Source organism: Streptomyces sp. NPDC048424 (assembly GCF_040651555.1).
Classification (GTDB): domain Bacteria; phylum Actinomycetota; class Actinomycetes; order Streptomycetales; family Streptomycetaceae; genus Streptomyces.
The window spans coordinates 49,771-65,808 of sequence record NZ_JBEZKE010000023.1 but is presented as its reverse complement, the minus strand read 5'-3'; the positions used below and the strand labels follow the sequence as shown (position 1 = coordinate 65,808).

Sequence of the window (16,038 nt, the reverse complement as noted above, 5' to 3'; positions counted from 1 at the left end):
ACTGCGCGCGTGAATCGTACCGAGCGGAGTGGCTGCGCCGCTAAACGGTTACCGCGCGGGCCCGCCCGCACCCGTCCCGGGCTCCGCCCCGAACCCTCGCCCGGACTCCGTCCGGGGGCCCGCCTCAAACGCCGGCGGGGCCGGATTGTGCGAGCCTGGTCGGCATGCCTAGCCCACGCATACGCCGACTGGACCTGACCGACGACGCCGTCGCGACGGCCGTGCACCGGATCGGGCGGGCTGCGTACGCGATCGAGGCGGAGCTGATCGGCTTCGACGGCATCCCGGCGCTGGGCGAGAGCCTCGCGGAGATGCGCGCGCAGGAGCTGAACTGGATCGGCGCCGTCCCGGACGGGGGCGGGGAGCTCGCCGGATTCCTGGCCTGGGAGGAAGAGCCGGGTGGGGAGGTCTCCCTCGACCGCGTCTGCGTGTCCCCGGCCTGGTTCCGCCGGGGCATCGCGTCCCTCCTGCTCCGCCACGCCCTGACCGACCTCTTCCCGGGCCGCCCCGTCAAGGTCACCACGGGCGCGGCCAACACCCCCGCGGTCTCCCTCTACGAACACCTGGGCTTCACCCGAGGGCCCGACTTCTCCCCCGCCCCGAACCTGACCATGGCGTCGTTCCGACTCTTCCCCTGAAGGGTCTGGGGCGGAGCCCCGGCAGCGGCGCCGCACCCTACTCGTCGGCGGCGAGCACATCCGCAGGATCGAACGGCTCGTCCAGCGCCTTCATCAGCCGGTCCCGCTCGACCTCGTCCAGCGGCACCGGCGCCACCCCCGTCGCGTCCGTCAGCCGACGGAAGCCACCCCGCCGCTGCAGCCGCCCGCCCACGCGGATCGGCAGGCCCACCAGGTGCGCGTGCCCCGCCACCCGGTACGCCTCCTCGTCCAGCGCGGCGCGCACGTACGGGACCTCCGCCCCCGCGAGGACCCGCAGCCTGACCGTGCCCCCGCCCCCCGGCGCCGAGCGCCGCATCCGGACCACCGCCCCCGCGATGCGGACCTGGACGGCCGGCTCGTCCCGGGTGTACCGGGCCGCCGCGTCCCGCAGCACCGGCAGGTCGCCCGGTGAGAACTCCACCGGCTCCGGCCGGGCCGCGCAGCCCGCCGGTACCCCCGCCGCCGGCGCCCAGGCCAGGGCGATCCGGGCTCCCTCCGTGCCCCGGACCAGCGCGATCAGCGCCTCGGCGAGCTCCCGGCTGACCCCGGCCCGCACCGCGGCGTCGAAGGCTTCCATGCCGCCGGTGGCCCGCTGGTAGTCCACGGCCTCGCGGGCCGCGTGCAGGGCGTGGTGCAGCCGGGTCACCGTGCCCCGGCCACCGTCGACCGGGACGTACGCGGTCAGCCGCCGGCCGCCCGGGTGCGGGCCCACCAGGACCCCGTCCAGGGCCCGTTCGGCCTGGGCCCGGTGCCGGGCCCCGTAGTACCCGGCGCGGGCCCGTTCGGCCAGCGCTCCGGCGAGCAGCAGCTGCCGGGCGGCCGAGCGCAGCTGTTCCTGCACCGTCCACGCGGCCTCGCCCTGGAGCCCGTACGCCCCCTGCGGTATCTCCCGGTCCCAGCGGATCTCGTCGCTGGGCACGCTCAGCCCGTAGAGCACCTCCCGCGCGGAGGGCAGGCCGCTGCGGGTGAGCGCGGTGATCGCCTCTTCGAGCAGGTCGGCGCAGTCGGGGAAGGTGCGGCTCTCGGGCACGAGCAGGCTGGTGGCGGAGCGGGCCGTCGGGTGCGTGGCGGGCGGGGTCCAGCGGCCGTAGCGGCCGGCGGCCCCGCCCCGGCGCAGCCACCCGTGGCGGTGCAGCAGCGCGCCGAGCACGGCCGGATCGACCTGCGCGGGATCGGGGGCGGAGGGGTGCGCGGAGTCCGCGAACCCGCCGTAGTCCGGGGACGGCAGCGGTTCCAGGTTCGGTGAGTGCCAGTGCATCAAGGTGTCCCTCCCGACCCGACCCGGGTCATGATCTCGCAGAGCGCCCGGTCGTCGAAGATCCGCGTGGTCGGGATCCGTACGGTGGTCCGGCGCCGGCCGGTCACCGGGTGTCCGGCGAGATTGGTCCAGTAGCAGCAGTGCCGCAGGTCGAGCCGGTCGTGCCCGGCGGCGAGCCACTGGTCGCGCTCCCGCGGGACGAGCATCACGACGAGGATCTTGTGGACGGCGACCGGCGTGCGGGCCAGTTTCACCAGGTGCTCGTTGTCGAGGGTGAAGGCGAAGGTGGGCCCGGCCGGCCGGGGCGGTATCTGGTAGGTCGCCTTCAACTGCACCTTGATGGTGACCTCGTCGTCGACGACGTGCTCGGGGGCGCCGTGGCTGACGTGCCAGTCGATGCCGTTGTCCGGAAAGGGCTGGGAGAGCGAGCAGCCGGCCGCTGCGGCGACGGCGTGCAGGTATCCCACCTGAAGGGTTTCCATACAGGCGGTGGTGGCGAGTGTGCCGCGCAGCGGTCCGCTCCGCGCGTCGTCCGGTGTTCCGGTGCGCGGATCGATCTGCCCCGCCAGCACCCCGCCCGGTTCGGGCTGCGCGAGCGCCATGGCCGGCTCCCCATGCCTTCCGGGCTCTGCCGTCGGTGGTGGGTGGGGTGATGACCGGTCATGTGTGCGGCCCCCCATGGGTGTTGTTGCCGCACCCGGGTCCCCGCAAACGGCGTACGGGGCAAACAGCCCGGGTATCACCGATGCGGGCGAAGGTGTGGCGTGATCCGAGTGCGCCCCATCTGCCGACCGGGGACGAGGAGTTCGCCATGACACGCTGGTACGAGGGCCCGCTGGCCGCATTCGACACGGAGACCACCGGGGTGGACGTCGAGCAGGACCGGATCGTGTCCGCCGCGCTCATCGTGCAGGAGTGTGCGGGGGGCCGGGTCCGCACCACTCGCTGGCTGGTCAATCCCGGCGTTCCGGTGCCCCCGGGGGCGACGGAAGTGCACGGGCTCACCGACGAGCACCTGCAGCGTCACGGACGCTGGCCGGCGCCGGTGGTGGAGGAGATAGCGCGTGCGCTCGGGGAGCAGCAGGTGGCCGGCCGGCCGGTGGTGGTGATGAACGCGCCGTTCGATCTGACGCTGCTGGACCGGGAGTTGCGCCGGCACCGGGCCTCCTCGCTGGCCCGCTACCTGGACAACCGGCCGCTGACGGTGCTGGATCCGCGGGTGCTGGACAAGCACCTGGACCGGTACCGCAAGGGCCGGCGGACGCTGACGGACCTGTGCGCGCACTACGGGATCGAGCTGGAGGGCGCGCACGACGCGGCGGCGGACGCGATGGCCTCGCTGGAGCTCGTACGGGCGGTGGGGCGCCGGTTCGCGGCCCGGCTGGAGCGGCTGTCGCCGGCGGAGCTGCACACGTTGCAGGCGGTCTGGCACGCGGCGCAGGCGCGGGGCCTGCAGGCCTGGTTCGCGCGGCAGGGGACGCCGGAGCCGGTCGATCCGCACTGGCCGCTGCGGCCGGACCTGTCGACGGCGGCGTAGGCCGCACGGCCCCGTACATGCGGAAGGCCGGTCCGTCTTGCGACGGACCGGCCTGTCCCGGTGGGCGATACTGGGATCGAACCAGTGACCCCTTCGGTGTGAACGAAGTGCTCTCCCGCTGAGCTAATCGCCCGGGAACGCACTGAACAATACAGAAGGCTCGCGGCTGGTTCAAACCGCTTCCCTCCCTGTGCGTACTCAGTGCGGATCTGAGTACGCACGCCCATGTCCTGACGGCGTGACCGGCGCCACACTCCCGGTATGAACACCCCTCTGCCGCCGGCCGAAGAGCTGGCGCTCATCGACCGTGAGCTGGCACAACTCGATGCCCGGCGGCACCATTTGCTGGCCCGCCGGGACTGGCTGCTGCGCATCCTCCAGCAGCCCGGACCCGCTCCCGCCGGCTGGGGGCCGGTGCCCGCCGGACCGCCGAAGGAGACGTCGGCCCCGAGCGCGCAGAACGTGCTGCTCACCCTGGGCGCCGTACTGCTGGCCGTGGCCGCGCTGGCCTTCACGCTGGTCAGCTGGGGGTCGATGGGGATCGCCGGGCGCTCGGCGGTGCTGGCCGCGGTGACGGCGGCGGCGCTGTTCGCGCCCGCGGCGCTGCTGCGCCGGGGGCTGGGGTCGACGGCGGAGTCGGTCGCCGCGGTGGGGCTGCTGCTGACGGTGCTGGACGCGTACGCGCTGTACGCGGTCGGCATGCCGGACGCCGACGGCTTCGGGTACGCGGCGGGGGCGGCCGCGGTGCTGGCGGGGGTGTGGGCCGGTTACGGCGCGGCCCTGCGCAAGCTGCGGCTCCCGCTGCCGGCCGCGGTACTGGCGGCGCAGTTCCCGCTGCCGCTGGCGGCGCTGGCCGCGCAGGCGGGCCCGCTGGAGCTCGGCTGGGCGCTGCTGGCGACGGCGGCGCTGGACGGGGCGCTCGCCCTGCGGGTCCGTGCGGCGGCGGTCCCGGCGGCCGTGCTGACCGCGGTGGCGCTGCTGATCGGGGTGGCCGAGTCGTGGTCGGCGGAGTCGGCGGTGCAGGCCCTGGCTCCGGCGGCGCTGCTGCTGGCGGGCGCGGCCCTGTGCGTCGCGGCGGCCTGGCGGGAGCCGCGCGCCTGGGTCTGCGCGCTGGTGGGCGGTCTGGCGGCGGTGGTGGCGCTGGGCGGTCCGGCCCGGCCGGGTCTGACGGACTCGGTGGGCGACGGCGCGTGGGTGGTGTTGGTGCACCTGCTGGTGGCGCTGCCGCTGCTGGCGGCGGTACGCGTCTCCGCGCTCCCGGCGGCGGTGCGGCGCGGCCTGGCACGGGCCGGGGTGGCGGTGACGGCCCTGGCGGCGCTGTCGGCCGGCGCCGCGGTGGTTCCGGCGCTGCTGGCCCGGCTCCGGGTGCTGGAGGAGGTCTGGGCGGTGACCACTCCGGCCGCCACGGCGTACGCGCCGGGCGCCGCGGGTGTGCTGGTCCTGCTGACGGCGGCGGGCGCGGCCTGGTGGCTGTCCCGGGTGCTGGCGCGGCCGGAGCCCGGGGTGGTGGCGGTGGTGCTGGCCTGGGCGGGGCTGTTCACGGCCCCGGTGCTGCTCGGCTTCCCGGCGGCGGCGGTGTTCGCCGCCCAGCTGGCGGTCACGGGCGCGGCCGGGGTGCTCGCCCTGCGCTCCCCCGCGCGCGGCGCCGGGATCGCGGCGGCGGTGTGCGCGCTGGTCGGCGCCGCGAACGTGTCCGTGGGCGCGCTGGACGGCCGGGTGGCGACCTTCGCGGTGTGGGGGCTGCTGGGCGCGGCCTGCGCCGTGGGGGCGGCGTACGGGCCCGCTCCGCGCCGGGTCCGTGCCGGGGCCGCGGTGTGCGCCGTCGGGTACGCCACCGGGCTGCTCGTGGCGGCGGCCGCGGTGAGCGACCTGGCGGTGGTCTGGTGGGCGCTGCCGGTGCTCGCGGTCCCGGCGCTGGCGGCGGCGCTCGGGCCGCGGCTGGGCGGCGTACGGGTGCCCGTGGAGATCGCGGCGGCCGTCGCGGGCGCCCTGGCGGTGGCCCTGTCGGCCGGGCGGACGGGGACGCTGGCGCTGGTCCTGGCCCTGGCCGGGGTGGTCTGCGCGGGGGCCGCGGTGCGCCCGGAGCGGCGCGCGGTGGGCTGGGCGGCGGGGGCTCTGTTCGTGGCGGCCACCTGGGTCCGGCTGGCCGACGCCGGGGTCACGACGCCGGAGGCCTACACGCTGCCGGTGACGGTGCCGGCCCTCGTGGTGGGCTTCCTGCGGCGCCGCAGGGACCCTCAGGCCTCGTCCTGGACGGCGTACGGCCCGGGGCTGGCGGCGACCCTGCTGCCGAGCCTGCTGGCGGCCCTGCAGGACGGGGACTGGGTGCGTCCGCTGCTGCTGGGGCTGGCCGCGCTGGCGCTGACCCTGATCGGCGCCCGGCGACGGCTGCAGGCCCCGCTGCTGCTGGGCGGTGCGGTGCTGGCGGTGGTCGCGGTGCACGAGCTGGCCCCGTACGTGGTGCAGGTCGCGGGGGCGCTGCCGCGCTGGGTGCCGCCGGCCCTGGCGGGCCTGCTGCTGCTGGCGGTGGGAGCGACGTACGAGAAGCGGCTGCGCGATGCCCGGCGGCTGCGGGACGCGATCGGACGGCTGCGGTAACGCCAGAGGCCCGGAGACTGTGAAAGTCTCCGGGCCTCTGGTCCGGGTGGGCGATACTGGGTTCGAACCAGTGACCCCTTCGGTGTGAACGAAGTGCTCTCCCACTGAGCTAATCGCCCGGACGCACCGCAAACATTACCGCATGTCAGCGGTGCTCTTTGACCATCACTGGTCCTTGAGGTTCCAGGGCAGGACGAGCCCGTACTTCCACAGGTAGAAGCCGATCAGCGCGCCCGCGATGACGAGGCCCACGCTGGTCAGGATGATGTTGCGGCGGCGGACCTTCGGGTCGAGCGCCTTCTGCGCCGCCTCGGTGACCTTGCGCTTGGTCCAGCGCAGCACGAGGTGGGCCCAGGCGAACTCGGTGGCCCAGATCGCCAGGCCCGCGAAGATCGCGACCCAGCCGGGGCCGGGCAGGACGAGCATGGCCACACCGGCGGCGATCACGGCGAGGCCGACGACGAAGACGCCGACCTGCCAGCTCAGGTGCAGGCTCCTGCGGGCCTTGATGAAGGCGGGCGCCTTCGATACGTGCGGCGTCTGCTCCGCGCCTTCCGCGGCTTCCGCGCCCTCGGTGGCTCCCGTGGCACCCACGGCGGATTCGTCGGCGGCGGACTCGTTGGTTCCGCGGTCACTCCCCGTATTCATGGGGTCGAATCTACCGGAGCCGGAAGCACACGTGAATGGTCGTTTGGATCCGCCGTCCGAGGGACCCAGAGGTCCGCAAAACGGTCAGAGGGGTTTACAACGGCACCGTAGGTGGCATGTCGATTTCGCCGACGTGCGAATCCCCGAGCGCACACTGAGCGAAAGGCCCTGGCGCTTATGAACACCACGGTCAGCTGCGAGCTGCACCTGCGCCTCGTTGTGTCGAGCGAGTCCTCACTGCCTGTTCCCGCGGGCCTGCGGTATGACACGGCCGACCCCTACGCCGTGCACGCCACCTTCCACACCGGCGCCGAGGAGACGGTCGAATGGGTATTCGCCCGCGACCTCCTCGCTGAGGGCCTCCACCGGCCCACCGGTACCGGCGACGTCCGCGTCTGGCCGTCCCGCAGCCACGGTCAGGGCGTCGTCTGCATCGCCCTGAGCTCACCGGAGGGAGAAGCACTGCTCGAAGCACCCGCCCGAGCACTCGAGTCGTTCCTCAAGCGGACGGACGCCGCGGTTCCACCCGGGACCGAGCACCGGCACTTCGACCTCGACAAGGAGCTCTCCCACATCCTGGCCGAAAGCTGAGCCAGGCCTACAGCCGCTCGACACCGTCCGACTCGGGGCGACGGTGCGGGTCGGACAACCACATACGGCAGTGCCGGCGCTGTTCCCGCGGGATCCACCCGCGAGGACGGCGCCGGTGTGCTGTCGGGGGACCCGCTATTGTCGGGCGGCAGCGGCGGGCCTCCCGTCGCCGCAGGCCCGGCCCCCGAGGGAGACCCCCCGTGCAGATCCCCCACGACACCCGTCGCGCGCTCGACGTCGTCGTCGCGCTGGTGAACACCGCGGCCGAGACGGACCAGCCCGACGGACTCTCGAACCTCGGCGCGCTGCGCGCCTTCGTCCAGGAGTACGCGATCAGTGACGTCGGCGAGCTCGGCGCCCGCGACCTGGCCGGCGTACGGACGGTGCGCGCCAAGTTCGCCCAGGTCTTCGCCGCACCGAACCCGCGTGCGGCGGCCGCACTCGTCAACGAGCTCGTGGCCACCGCGGGCACCACCCCGCAGCTGACCGACCACGACGGCTACGACTGGCACGTCCACTACTTCGCGCCGGGCGCGTCGGTGGACGACCACCTGGCGGCCGACGGCGGCATGGCCCTGGCCTTCATCGTGGTCTCCGGCGAACAGGAACGGCTGCGCCGCTGCGAGGCCCCGGACTGCCGGCGCGCCTTCGTGGACCTGTCGCGCAACCGCTCCCGGCGCTACTGCGACAGCCGGACCTGCGGGAACCGGCTGCACGTCGCGGCGTACCGGGCCCGGCGCAAGGAGGCCGACGCGGGGCTGTCAGAGCACGAAGAGGTCGTGCACGGCGGCGAGCAGCAGCAGGATGCCGATCACCGCTAGGAAGATCATCAGGGGCGGCTGGGAGAGCGCGAAGAGGCAGCCTCGCGGCTCCTCCGCGACGGGGGCGGGTACCGGCACGGGCACCGAGGGCTCACTCTGCGATGTCTCGAGCATGTCGGGGCGATGATGGCGCAGCGAACGGCCGTCCGCCCCTCAACACGCCAACAACCGTGCGGTAGTTCGCTCGATCTCGTGGACGAGGCGGCCCGGTCCGCTCCGGGGGCGGCCCCCGGCCCCCGGGCCCGGGGTCAGATGCCGTGCTTCTTCAGGATGGCCTCGATGTCGGAGAAGTCGTCCGCGGGAGCGGCGGCGGCCGGCTTGCGGCCCGGCGCGGGCTCGCGCCCGGCACCCGTTCCGGCGGCGCCGAGGGACGGGGCGGAGGCGGCCGGGGCCACGGCCTCCGGGGCCCGGCCCCTCTTGACCTTCTTCTGCGCGGGCTCCCCGGACGCATCGAGGCGGCGCCGCTCGACGGCCCGCGTGGCGGCGAAGAGCACCCAGGACAGCGCCAGCAGCCCGAAGCCGGCCCAGACGGTCGGATTGAAGACCATCCCGGACACCCACTCCACGACGCCGGTCAGGACGAGGCCGATGGGGACGAGCGCGTACGCGGTGATCCGCGCGGCGGCCAGGAAGCGCTTGCGGTAGGCGGTCAGCGCGGCGATGCCCAGGCCCGCCGCGGACACCGCGGAGCAAATGGTCTCGGCAATCATGCGGTCCTCCGGACTGTCGGCGGCAAGGCGATCTGTCCCTGTCCATCCTGCACCGCACGTCGCCGCGGGGGCCAGGTCCACGGCCGCCCCCGGACGGATCTCCGGGACATCTCCGGGTCGCGCCTCCTCCCCAGGGGGTGTCCTGGCGATCAGGTCCCGGTCGGTGGGCCGGGCGGGGGCTGGGAGACTGTGCGTATGACCGATTCCGTGATCCTCGACGTCTGGTGCGAACTGCAGTGCCCGGACTGCCACCGCGCCCTGGACGACGTACGCGCCCTGCGGGCCCGCTACGGCGACCGGCTGGACATCCGGCTGCGCCACTTCCCCCTGGAGAAGCACAAGCACGCCTTCGCCGCGGCGCAGGCCGCCGAGGAGGCCGTCGAGCAGGGGCAGGGCTGGCCCTACGCGGAGGCCGTCCTGGCGCGCACCGCCGAGCTGGCCGAGCGCGGCGAGCCGGTGCTGCTGGACGTGGCGCGCGAACTGGGTCTGGACGTCGAGGAGTTCGACACCGCCCTGATCGACGGGCGGCACATCCTGATCGTCGACGCCGACCAGGCCGAGGGCAAGGCGATCGGCGTGACCGGCACCCCGACGTACGTGATCGACGGCGAGCGCCTCGACGGCGGCAAGAGCCAGGACGGCCTGCGCGCCCGCATCGAGGAGATCGCCGACCGCCTGCTCGGTTCCTGAGCTCCCGGCGCCTCGGCTTCCCGGCTCCTAGATCAGCTCTTTGACGGCGTTCACCGCGGTGTCCCGGTAGCCGAGAGACTCGTAGAGCCGCCGGGCCGGGGTGTTGCCCTCGACCACGTGCAGCCCCAGGTGGCGGGCGCCGGCGGCCAGTGCGCCGTGCTCGGCCAGCAGCATGAGGGTCCGGCCGTGACCCTGGCCGCGGTGTCCGGGCTCGACCCGGACGTCGTACACGTAGCGGACGGTGCCGAGGCCGGGCAGTTCGCGCTCCCCGACCCACACGCTGCCCAGGATCGCGCCCTCCGGGCTCTCCACCACGTGGAAGGCCGTGCCGGGGGTCTCCCGCCCGGCCGGCAGCATCCGGGCGTGTTCGACGCGGGACGCGGCCACGCCCTGCTCCGCGGTCATGCCCGGGGAGACGAGTCGGGGGCCGTACTCCACGATCTCCGCCTCCAGCCAGACGTCGAACTCGGCCTGGGTCATCGGGCGGCCCTTGCTGCCCGCCGGGAGCGCGGGCGGTTCGGCCGGCAGCTCCTTGACCATGACCCGGCCGGTCTCCCGGTAGCCGAGGGCGGTGGCCATCCGCAGCGCCGGCGCGGCGTCGGCGGGCACCGACACGGCGATACAGGTGCAGCGCCAGGAGCGCAGCACCTCCTCGGCGGCGAGCGCGGCGACCGTGCCGCGCCCGCGCCGGCGGTCCGGTTCGTCGATCCACAGGTCCCGGATCACGCCGATCTCGGGCTGGGCCGCCGATCTGGTGGCCAGTTCGAGGGTGCCGACGTGCCGGCTGTTGACCCGCACCTCGTAGGCCCGCGAGCGGGTTCCGTCACTGTTCTGCTGGAGCGGCTGCGCGGGCCGCAGGGTGGTGGTCATCACTTCGAGTTCTACCTGCCCGGCGGCCCCGCGTCACCAGGGTTCACGGATCGATGTCCGATCCGGCCTTCACCTCGAAGATCCGCATCACCTCGGCCGTGACCGGCCCGGGGCCCGTCCCCAGCTCGCGGTCGTCGATCCGGACGACCGCCTGGGCGTCGCGCAGGGAGGAGGTCACGAAGATCTCCTCGGCCTGCTCCAGCGCCTCGAAGGGCAGGTCGGTCTCCTTGGCGCCGGCCCAGTCGACGATGAGGGCCCGGGTGATGCCCGCCAGGCAGCCGGAGCTCAGGGGCGGGGTGTGCAGTTCCCCGCCGATGACGACGAAGACGTTGGAGCCGGTGCCCTCGCAGAGCCGGCCGACGGTGTTGGCGAGCAGCGCCTCGGAGGCCCCGGCCCGGTGCGCGGCGGCGAGCGCGACCACATTCTCGGCGTACGAGGTGGTCTTCAGGCCGGCCACGGCGGAGCGCTCGTTGCGCACCCAGGGGACGGTGACGACGGCGGTGGTGTCCGGGCGGCGGGCGGACGGTGCGACGGCGGCGATCAGGGTGGTGCCGGCGTCGCCGCGGTCGGAGCCGAGCGGGGCGACTCCGCCGGTGTAGGTGAGGCGCAGCCGCCCCTGCTCCACCGGGTTGGCCTCCAGTACGGCGGCGCAGGCCCGGCGCACCTCGTCGAGGTCGGGGTCGGGCAGGCCGAGGCCCCGGGCGGAGCGGGCCAGCCGCTCCAGGTGGCGGGTGAGGGCGAAGGCCCGGCCGCGCTCCGCCTTCAGCGTCTCGAAGACGCCGTCCCCCACGGTCAGCCCGTGGTCGAGGACGGACACGTGCGCGCTGTCGACGTCCTTCAGCGCTCCGTCGAGCCAGATTCTCATGGTGCGGTCCTTCCGATCGTCCCGTTCGCCCCCTGGATGCCGGTGGTCTCGTGGCCCGCCGCGACCCGCAGCAGCCGGGCGGCCTTCAGTTCGGTCTCCGCCCATTCGCGGTCGGGGTCGGAGCCCCAGGTGATGCCGGCGCCGGTGCCGAAGAGCAGGCTGGGGCCGCCGGGGGTCTCGCGGTCGATCCAGAAGGTGCGGATGCCGACGGCGAGCTCGGCGGTGCCCCGGTCGGCGTCGACCCAGCCGATGCCTCCGCAGTAGGGGCCGCGCGGGGCGGTCTCCAGGGCCTCGATGATCCGCAGGGCGGAGGACTTGGGCGCGCCGGTGACGGAGCCGGGCGGGAAGGTGGCGGCGAGCAGCTCGGGCCAGCCGGCGCCGTCGGCGAGCTCGCCGCTCACGGTGGAGACGAGGTGGACCAGGCCCGGGTGCTCCTCGACGGCGCACAGTTCGGGGACGGTGACGGAGCCCGTGGCGCAGACCCGGCCGAGGTCGTTGCGTACGAGGTCCACGATCATCACGTTCTCGGCGTGGTCCTTGGGGAGCAGGTCGGCGGCGGTGCGGCCGGTTCCCTTGATGGGGCCGGACTCGACGCGGCGGCCGGTCCGGCGCAGGAAGAGCTCCGGGGAGGCGGTGGCGATCTCCACGCCGTACGCGGCCAGCCGAATCGTTCCTGCGAAGGGTGCGGGGTTGCCGCGGGCGAGGAGCGCCGTGAGGGCGTCGACGTCGGCGCGGTCCGGGTGGGGCAGCGGCGCGGACATCACGCGGCAGAGATTGGCCTGGTAGACCTCACCTGCGGCGATGTGCTCGCGGATGCGGCGCACGCCGTCGACGTAGGCGGTCCGGTCGAGCGAGGAGGTCCACTGGTCGGCGTCGGGGCCGCGCCAGGCGCCCGGGACCGGCGCGGGGACCGGGTCGGGGCGCACGTCCCCGAAGCGGGCGCAGACCAGCCGCCCTTCGAAGCCGGCGGCCACCGCCCAGAAGCCGGTGGAGTCGAGGGCTGCGGGATCGCTGGTGACGTCCCGGAGGTCGGTCGCGAGGAGGCCGCCGAAGCGGGCCATGGGGGGCAGGTCGTGCACGGCTGCGAGTCTATGACCGGTGACGACGCGGCGCCGGTGGGGTGACGGCGGGGTGACCTGTGGTGATCGAGCGGCAGCACGCTGCGGAAACGCGTTTTTGAGCTGGCCCGGGAATCCGCTAGAGTTCAACTCGTCGCCAGGGAGCGAAGGGGGAACACCCCGGAGTGAACACGGTGACCTGCGGACGTAGCTCAGTTGGTAGAGCACCACCTTGCCAAGGTGGATGTCGCGAGTTCGAGTCTCGTCGTCCGCTCGAAGTGGGGGATCTTCCCGAGAACCCCTGCAGCTCCATGGTGGAGTGGCCGAGAGGCGAGGCAACGGCCTGCAAAGCCGTCTACACGGGTTCAAATCCCGTCTCCACCTCCAAGGACGATTAGCTCAGCGGGAGAGCGCTTCCCTGACACGGAAGAGGTCACTGGTTCAATCCCAGTATCGTCCACTGATCCGCAAGGATCCCCGCGCGATTAGCTCAGCGGGAGAGCGCTTCCCTGACACGGAAGAGGTCACTGGTTCAATCCCAGTATCGCGCACGCAGTACCTGGCATCACATGCCTGACCTGCGGCTTCCGAGCCGTGGTTCCCGCGCGATTAGCTCAGCGGGAGAGCGCTTCCCTGACACGGAAGAGGTCACTGGTTCAATCCCAGTATCGCGCACCGATCGAAAGCCCCGGCCGTCTCTTCGGCCGGGGCTTTCGCGTTCCCGTCTTTCGCGTTCCCGTCTTTCGCGTTCCCGTCTTTCGCGTTCCCGTCTCGTGAAAGCAGGCCATGAAAAAGGGTGCTGCCCGTCCGACTCCCCAGTCGTACGGGCAGCACCCTTCACCTGCCGTCCGTCCGCCGCTCCCCCGTCCCCACGGGGTTCGACGACCGATGTCCCGGCCCGGACCGCTCTCCCGGGCCCGGGGCGCCGCTCAGCGCCCCGGCATCAGACCCACGGACGACGCCTGTGCCGCCAGCTGATCGAAGCCTCCGAAGAGGAAGAGCAGCAGGGCGGCCAGGGGGAGCACCATGGCCGCGGCCACCAGTGGGTGGCGGGTACCGGACTCGTGGCCGTTGAACGCGAATGCCTTGCGTCCCTGCCGTGCGATGTCCGCCATGGCCCTCTCCCTGTCGTTTGGCAGCGGCGGGCTTGTGACCTCGGGGGACGAGTGCGCCACCCGCCGCTTGTCTTCAACACTAGGCGGGCGGACGGCCCCTGGCCTCATGCCTTCGTACCCATTGCCGGGCCTCCAGGAGGATGACGGGGCCTCGTCCGTGTACTCCCCTGGGTGGAGGCCGCTCCCCCGCTGTCGGGGTCTTCCCGGAGGGGATGACCGGAGGGTAGTGACTTCTCTCACTTCCGTCACTCCCTGTTGATGCGTGTCCGTCCACCGGCCCTCGGCAAGATCCACTCGCGCGTGGTCGGCGTACGGGTGCGCCCGGGCGCTCCCGCACCCGCTCCCAGGGCTCAATCCCCTTGATCCGAGGGCCGTTTGGCCGTGCCGAGCACGCGCTCCGCACGGCCGTCCGACGCCCCTGATGCTCCCTCAAGTGTGCTGTGCCGCACTGACAATCGAATCCCACGGCGAGGGCGCGGCCTCTGAGCACGCATGCCGGATGGTCCGTAAGCTGTGCCACGTCAACAGGACGACCGGTCAGCGGGGTGGACATGGCGATGATGCGGCTCCGGCGCGAGGACCCGCGTGTCGTCGGCTCGTTCAGACTGCACCGGCGGCTCGGTGCCGGCGGCATGGGCGTGGTCTACCTGGGATCGGACCGGCGCGGGCAGCGCGTCGCCCTCAAGGTCATCCGGCCGGACCTGGCCGAGGACCAGGAGTTCCGCTCGCGGTTCGCCCGCGAGGTGTCCGCCGCACGTCGCATCCGGGGCGGATGCACCGCGCGGCTGGTGGCCGCGGACCTGGAGGCCGAGCGGCCGTGGTTCGCCACCCAGTACGTACCCGGGCCCTCGCTGCACGACAAGGTGGCCGAGGAGGGCCCCCTGACGGCCGCGCAGATCGCCGCCGTCGGCGCCGCGCTCTCCGAGGGACTGGTCGCCGTGCACGAGGCCGGGGTCGTCCACCGGGACCTCAAGCCCTCGAACATCCTGCTCTCCCCCAAGGGCCCGCGGATCATCGACTTCGGGATCGCCTGGGCCACCGGGGCGAGCACGCTCACCCATGTGGGTACGGCCGTCGGCTCCCCCGGCTTCCTCGCGCCCGAGCAGGTGCGGGGCGCGGCCGTCACCCCCGCCACGGACGTCTTCGCCCTCGGCGCCACCCTCGCCTACGCGGCGACCGCCGACTCGCCCTTCGGGCACGGCAGTTCCGAGGTCATGCTCTACCGCGTGGTGCACGAGGAGCCGCACCTCCAGGGGGTCCCGGACGCGCTGGCGCCCCTCGTACGGGCCTGCCTGGCCAAGGATCCCGAGGAGCGGCCCAGCACGCTCCAGCTGTCGATGCGGCTCAAGGAGATCGCGGCCCGCGAGGCACAGGGGCTGTCGGAGGCCCGCCCGCCGGCGCAGCGGGCCCGGACCGAGCGGCCGACGGGCCGGCTCCCCGAGGACTACGCCGAGCAGCGCACGGAGCGTCGTACGGGCGGCTCCACCACGCCCCGGGCCCCCGGCGGATCCCCGGGCGGGCCGCACTCGCGGCCCTCGTCCTCCCGCAATCCGCGCAATCCCGGCGGCCCGTCCTCCAGGCCGACCTCGGGCCGTACGGGCGGCCGCCCGGCGCCCAGGACGACGGGGACCGGACGGCGGCCGTCGCGGCCCGACCCGCGGCTGATGCGGCAGCGGCTGATCGTGTTCGTCCTGGTGACGCTGATCGTGGCGCTGGGCATCGCCGCGGCCCAGAAGCTCTAGGCCGGCCGCACGCCGGCCGCCGGCCGTCGCTACGCCGTCTCGCGGCCCTGGGCCACGGCGTAGAAGGCGACGGCGGCGGCCGCGCCCACGTTCAGCGAGTCCACGCCGTGCGCCATCGGGATCCGTACCCACTCGTCGGCGGCGACCAGCGCCTGCGTGGACAGACCGTCCCCCTCGGCGCCGAGCATCAGAGCGACCCGGTCCAGGGACTGCGGCGCGGCCACGTCGATCGGCGAGGCCTTCTCGTGCGGGGTCAGGGCGAGCAGCTTGAAGCCCGCCTCCCGCACCGAGTCCAGGCTCTTGGGCCAGGCCTCCAGACGGGCGTACGGGACGGAGAACACGGCGCCCATGGAGACCTTCACCGAGCGGCGGTAGAGCGGGTCCGCGCAGTCCGGGGACAGCAGCACCGCGTCCATCCCGAGGGCGGCGGCGCTGCGGAAGATGGCCCCGATGTTGGTGTGGTCGTTGACCGCTTCCATGACGACCACGCGGCGGGTCGTGGCCAGGAGCTCCTCGGCCGTGGGCAGCGGCTTGCGCTGCATGGAGGCGAGGGCGCCGCGGTGCACGTGGTAGCCGGTGACGCGTTCGGCGAGCTCCGGGCTGACGGCGTAGACCGGAGCCGGGAGTTCGTCGATGACGTCGCGCATGACGTCGACCCACTTGGCCGAGAGCAGCATCGAGCGCATCTCGTAGCCGGCGTCCTTGGCGCGTCTGATGACCTTCTCGCCCTCGGCGATGAAGAGTCCTTCGGCGGGCTCGCGCCTGCGCCGCAGTTCGACGTCGGTCAGGCCCGTGTAGTCGCGCAGGCGCGGGTCGTCGGGGTCCTCGACGGTGATGAGATCAGCCACAGGGTGATACTGCCTTGTCCTGGGTGCG

17 protein-coding genes and 7 tRNA genes are annotated in these 16,038 nt (G+C 73.7%); 12 read left to right on the top strand and 12 right to left on the bottom strand.

The window, feature by feature from the left end; all coding sequences use genetic code 11:
* Nucleotides 1-164: 164 nt before the first annotated feature.
* The gene (locus AB0D29_RS27905) at nucleotides 165-638 is read left to right on the top strand and encodes a GNAT family N-acetyltransferase (protein ID WP_362857987.1); all 474 of its coding nucleotides are present in this window, start codon (nucleotides 165-167) and stop codon (nucleotides 636-638) included.
* 37 nt (nucleotides 639-675) lie between these two features.
* Here AB0D29_RS27905 and AB0D29_RS27900 read toward each other — a convergent pair whose 3' ends face one another.
* Nucleotides 676-1,917: a hypothetical protein gene (locus AB0D29_RS27900; protein ID WP_362857985.1), complete on the bottom strand. Its 1,242-nt coding sequence runs from the start codon at nucleotides 1,915-1,917 to the stop codon at nucleotides 676-678.
* Nucleotides 1,917-2,519, bottom strand: a complete 603-nt coding sequence (locus AB0D29_RS27895) for a DUF4365 domain-containing protein (RefSeq protein WP_362857984.1) — start codon at nucleotides 2,517-2,519, stop codon at nucleotides 1,917-1,919. The genes AB0D29_RS27900 and AB0D29_RS27895 overlap by 1 nt, the downstream gene beginning before the upstream one ends.
* A gap of 209 nt (nucleotides 2,520-2,728) precedes the next feature.
* Between AB0D29_RS27895 and AB0D29_RS27890 the strand changes: the two genes are divergently transcribed.
* Nucleotides 2,729-3,454 (top strand): 3'-5' exonuclease, encoded by a 726-nt coding sequence (locus tag AB0D29_RS27890; protein WP_327412935.1) that lies wholly within the window; start codon nucleotides 2,729-2,731, stop codon nucleotides 3,452-3,454.
* A 61-nt stretch (nucleotides 3,455-3,515) separates the two neighbouring features.
* On the opposite strand, the gene AB0D29_RS27885 is transcribed toward AB0D29_RS27890, so the two are convergent.
* Nucleotides 3,516-3,587, bottom strand: a tRNA-Val gene (locus AB0D29_RS27885).
* Between the two features lie 128 nt (nucleotides 3,588-3,715).
* Here AB0D29_RS27885 and AB0D29_RS27880 point away from each other — a divergent pair.
* Nucleotides 3,716-6,052, top strand: a complete 2,337-nt coding sequence (locus AB0D29_RS27880; protein ID WP_362857983.1) for a hypothetical protein — start codon at nucleotides 3,716-3,718, stop codon at nucleotides 6,050-6,052.
* Nucleotides 6,053-6,099: 47 nt separating this feature from the next.
* Here the strand turns inward: AB0D29_RS27880 and AB0D29_RS27875 are convergent.
* Nucleotides 6,100-6,171, bottom strand: a tRNA-Val gene (locus AB0D29_RS27875).
* A 46-nt stretch (nucleotides 6,172-6,217) separates the two neighbouring features.
* A complete protein-coding gene (locus AB0D29_RS27870; RefSeq protein WP_362857982.1) occupies nucleotides 6,218-6,700 on the bottom strand; it encodes a TIGR02611 family protein in 483 nt (160 codons plus the stop codon).
* 177 nt (nucleotides 6,701-6,877) lie between these two features.
* Between AB0D29_RS27870 and AB0D29_RS27865 the strand changes: the two genes are divergently transcribed.
* Nucleotides 6,878-7,291, top strand: coding sequence for an SsgA family sporulation/cell division regulator (locus AB0D29_RS27865; protein ID WP_030011909.1), 414 nt, complete (start codon nucleotides 6,878-6,880; stop codon nucleotides 7,289-7,291).
* Nucleotides 7,292-7,491: 200 nt separating this feature from the next.
* Complete coding sequence (locus AB0D29_RS27860) at nucleotides 7,492-8,112, top strand: CGNR zinc finger domain-containing protein (RefSeq protein WP_362857980.1); 621 nt, start codon at nucleotides 7,492-7,494, stop codon at nucleotides 8,110-8,112.
* Here AB0D29_RS27860 and AB0D29_RS27855 read toward each other — a convergent pair.
* Nucleotides 8,053-8,226 carry a hypothetical protein gene (locus AB0D29_RS27855; RefSeq protein ID WP_362857979.1) on the bottom strand — a complete coding sequence of 58 codons (174 nt, stop codon included), beginning with the start codon at nucleotides 8,224-8,226 and terminating at the stop codon, nucleotides 8,053-8,055. The two genes, AB0D29_RS27860 and AB0D29_RS27855, sit on opposite strands and share 60 nt — an antisense overlap.
* A 134-nt stretch (nucleotides 8,227-8,360) precedes the next feature.
* Nucleotides 8,361-8,822, bottom strand: a complete 462-nt coding sequence (locus tag AB0D29_RS27850; RefSeq protein WP_362857978.1) for a hypothetical protein — start codon at nucleotides 8,820-8,822, stop codon at nucleotides 8,361-8,363.
* Nucleotides 8,823-9,017: 195 nt separating this feature from the next.
* Between AB0D29_RS27850 and AB0D29_RS27845 the strand changes: the two genes are divergently transcribed.
* On the top strand, nucleotides 9,018-9,512 hold the full coding sequence (locus AB0D29_RS27845) for a DsbA family protein (RefSeq protein WP_351289624.1): 495 nt from the start codon (nucleotides 9,018-9,020) through the stop codon (nucleotides 9,510-9,512).
* Between the two features lie 27 nt (nucleotides 9,513-9,539).
* Here the strand turns inward: AB0D29_RS27845 and AB0D29_RS27840 are convergent, their stop codons facing one another.
* Genes AB0D29_RS27840 through AB0D29_RS27830 form a run of 3 tightly spaced genes read right to left on the bottom strand, consistent with a single transcriptional unit; the run spans nucleotide 9,540 to nucleotide 12,326 of the window.
* On the bottom strand, nucleotides 9,540-10,382 hold the full coding sequence (locus AB0D29_RS27840) for a GNAT family N-acetyltransferase (protein WP_362857976.1): 843 nt from the start codon (nucleotides 10,380-10,382) through the stop codon (nucleotides 9,540-9,542).
* Nucleotides 10,383-10,425: 43 nt separating this feature from the next.
* A complete protein-coding gene (locus AB0D29_RS27835; RefSeq protein WP_362857975.1) occupies nucleotides 10,426-11,247 on the bottom strand; it encodes an aminodeoxychorismate lyase in 822 nt (273 codons plus the stop codon).
* Nucleotides 11,244-12,326 (bottom strand): chorismate-binding protein, encoded by a 1,083-nt coding sequence (locus AB0D29_RS27830; protein ID WP_362857974.1) that lies wholly within the window; start codon nucleotides 12,324-12,326, stop codon nucleotides 11,244-11,246. The genes AB0D29_RS27835 and AB0D29_RS27830 overlap by 4 nt, the downstream gene beginning before the upstream one ends.
* Nucleotides 12,327-12,506: 180 nt before the next feature.
* Between AB0D29_RS27830 and AB0D29_RS27825 the strand changes: the two genes are divergently transcribed.
* The 5 genes from AB0D29_RS27825 (at nucleotide 12,507) to AB0D29_RS27805 (ending at nucleotide 12,980) form a co-directional block, all read left to right on the top strand.
* Nucleotides 12,507-12,579: transfer RNA gene (locus AB0D29_RS27825), tRNA-Gly, on the top strand.
* Nucleotides 12,580-12,618: 39 nt separating this feature from the next.
* Nucleotides 12,619-12,692, top strand: a tRNA-Cys gene (locus AB0D29_RS27820).
* A 1-nt stretch (nucleotide 12,693) separates the two neighbouring features.
* Nucleotides 12,694-12,765: transfer RNA gene (locus AB0D29_RS27815), tRNA-Val, on the top strand.
* Nucleotides 12,766-12,784: 19 nt separating this feature from the next.
* A tRNA-Val gene (locus AB0D29_RS27810) sits at nucleotides 12,785-12,856 on the top strand.
* A 52-nt stretch (nucleotides 12,857-12,908) separates the two neighbouring features.
* Nucleotides 12,909-12,980 (top strand) — tRNA-Val (locus AB0D29_RS27805).
* Nucleotides 12,981-13,234: 254 nt separating this feature from the next.
* On the opposite strand, the gene AB0D29_RS27800 is transcribed toward AB0D29_RS27805, so the two are convergent.
* Nucleotides 13,235-13,420, bottom strand: a complete 186-nt coding sequence (locus AB0D29_RS27800; protein ID WP_030706226.1) for a hypothetical protein — start codon at nucleotides 13,418-13,420, stop codon at nucleotides 13,235-13,237.
* Between the two features lie 551 nt (nucleotides 13,421-13,971).
* On the opposite strand from AB0D29_RS27800, the gene AB0D29_RS27795 reads away from it, so the two are divergent.
* Complete coding sequence (locus AB0D29_RS27795; protein ID WP_362857972.1) at nucleotides 13,972-15,162, top strand: serine/threonine-protein kinase; 1,191 nt, start codon at nucleotides 13,972-13,974, stop codon at nucleotides 15,160-15,162.
* Between the two features lie 29 nt (nucleotides 15,163-15,191).
* Here AB0D29_RS27795 and AB0D29_RS27790 read toward each other — a convergent pair whose 3' ends face one another.
* Complete coding sequence (locus tag AB0D29_RS27790; protein ID WP_362857971.1) at nucleotides 15,192-16,010, bottom strand: RNA methyltransferase; 819 nt, start codon at nucleotides 16,008-16,010, stop codon at nucleotides 15,192-15,194.
* Nucleotides 16,011-16,038 lie beyond the last annotated feature (28 nt).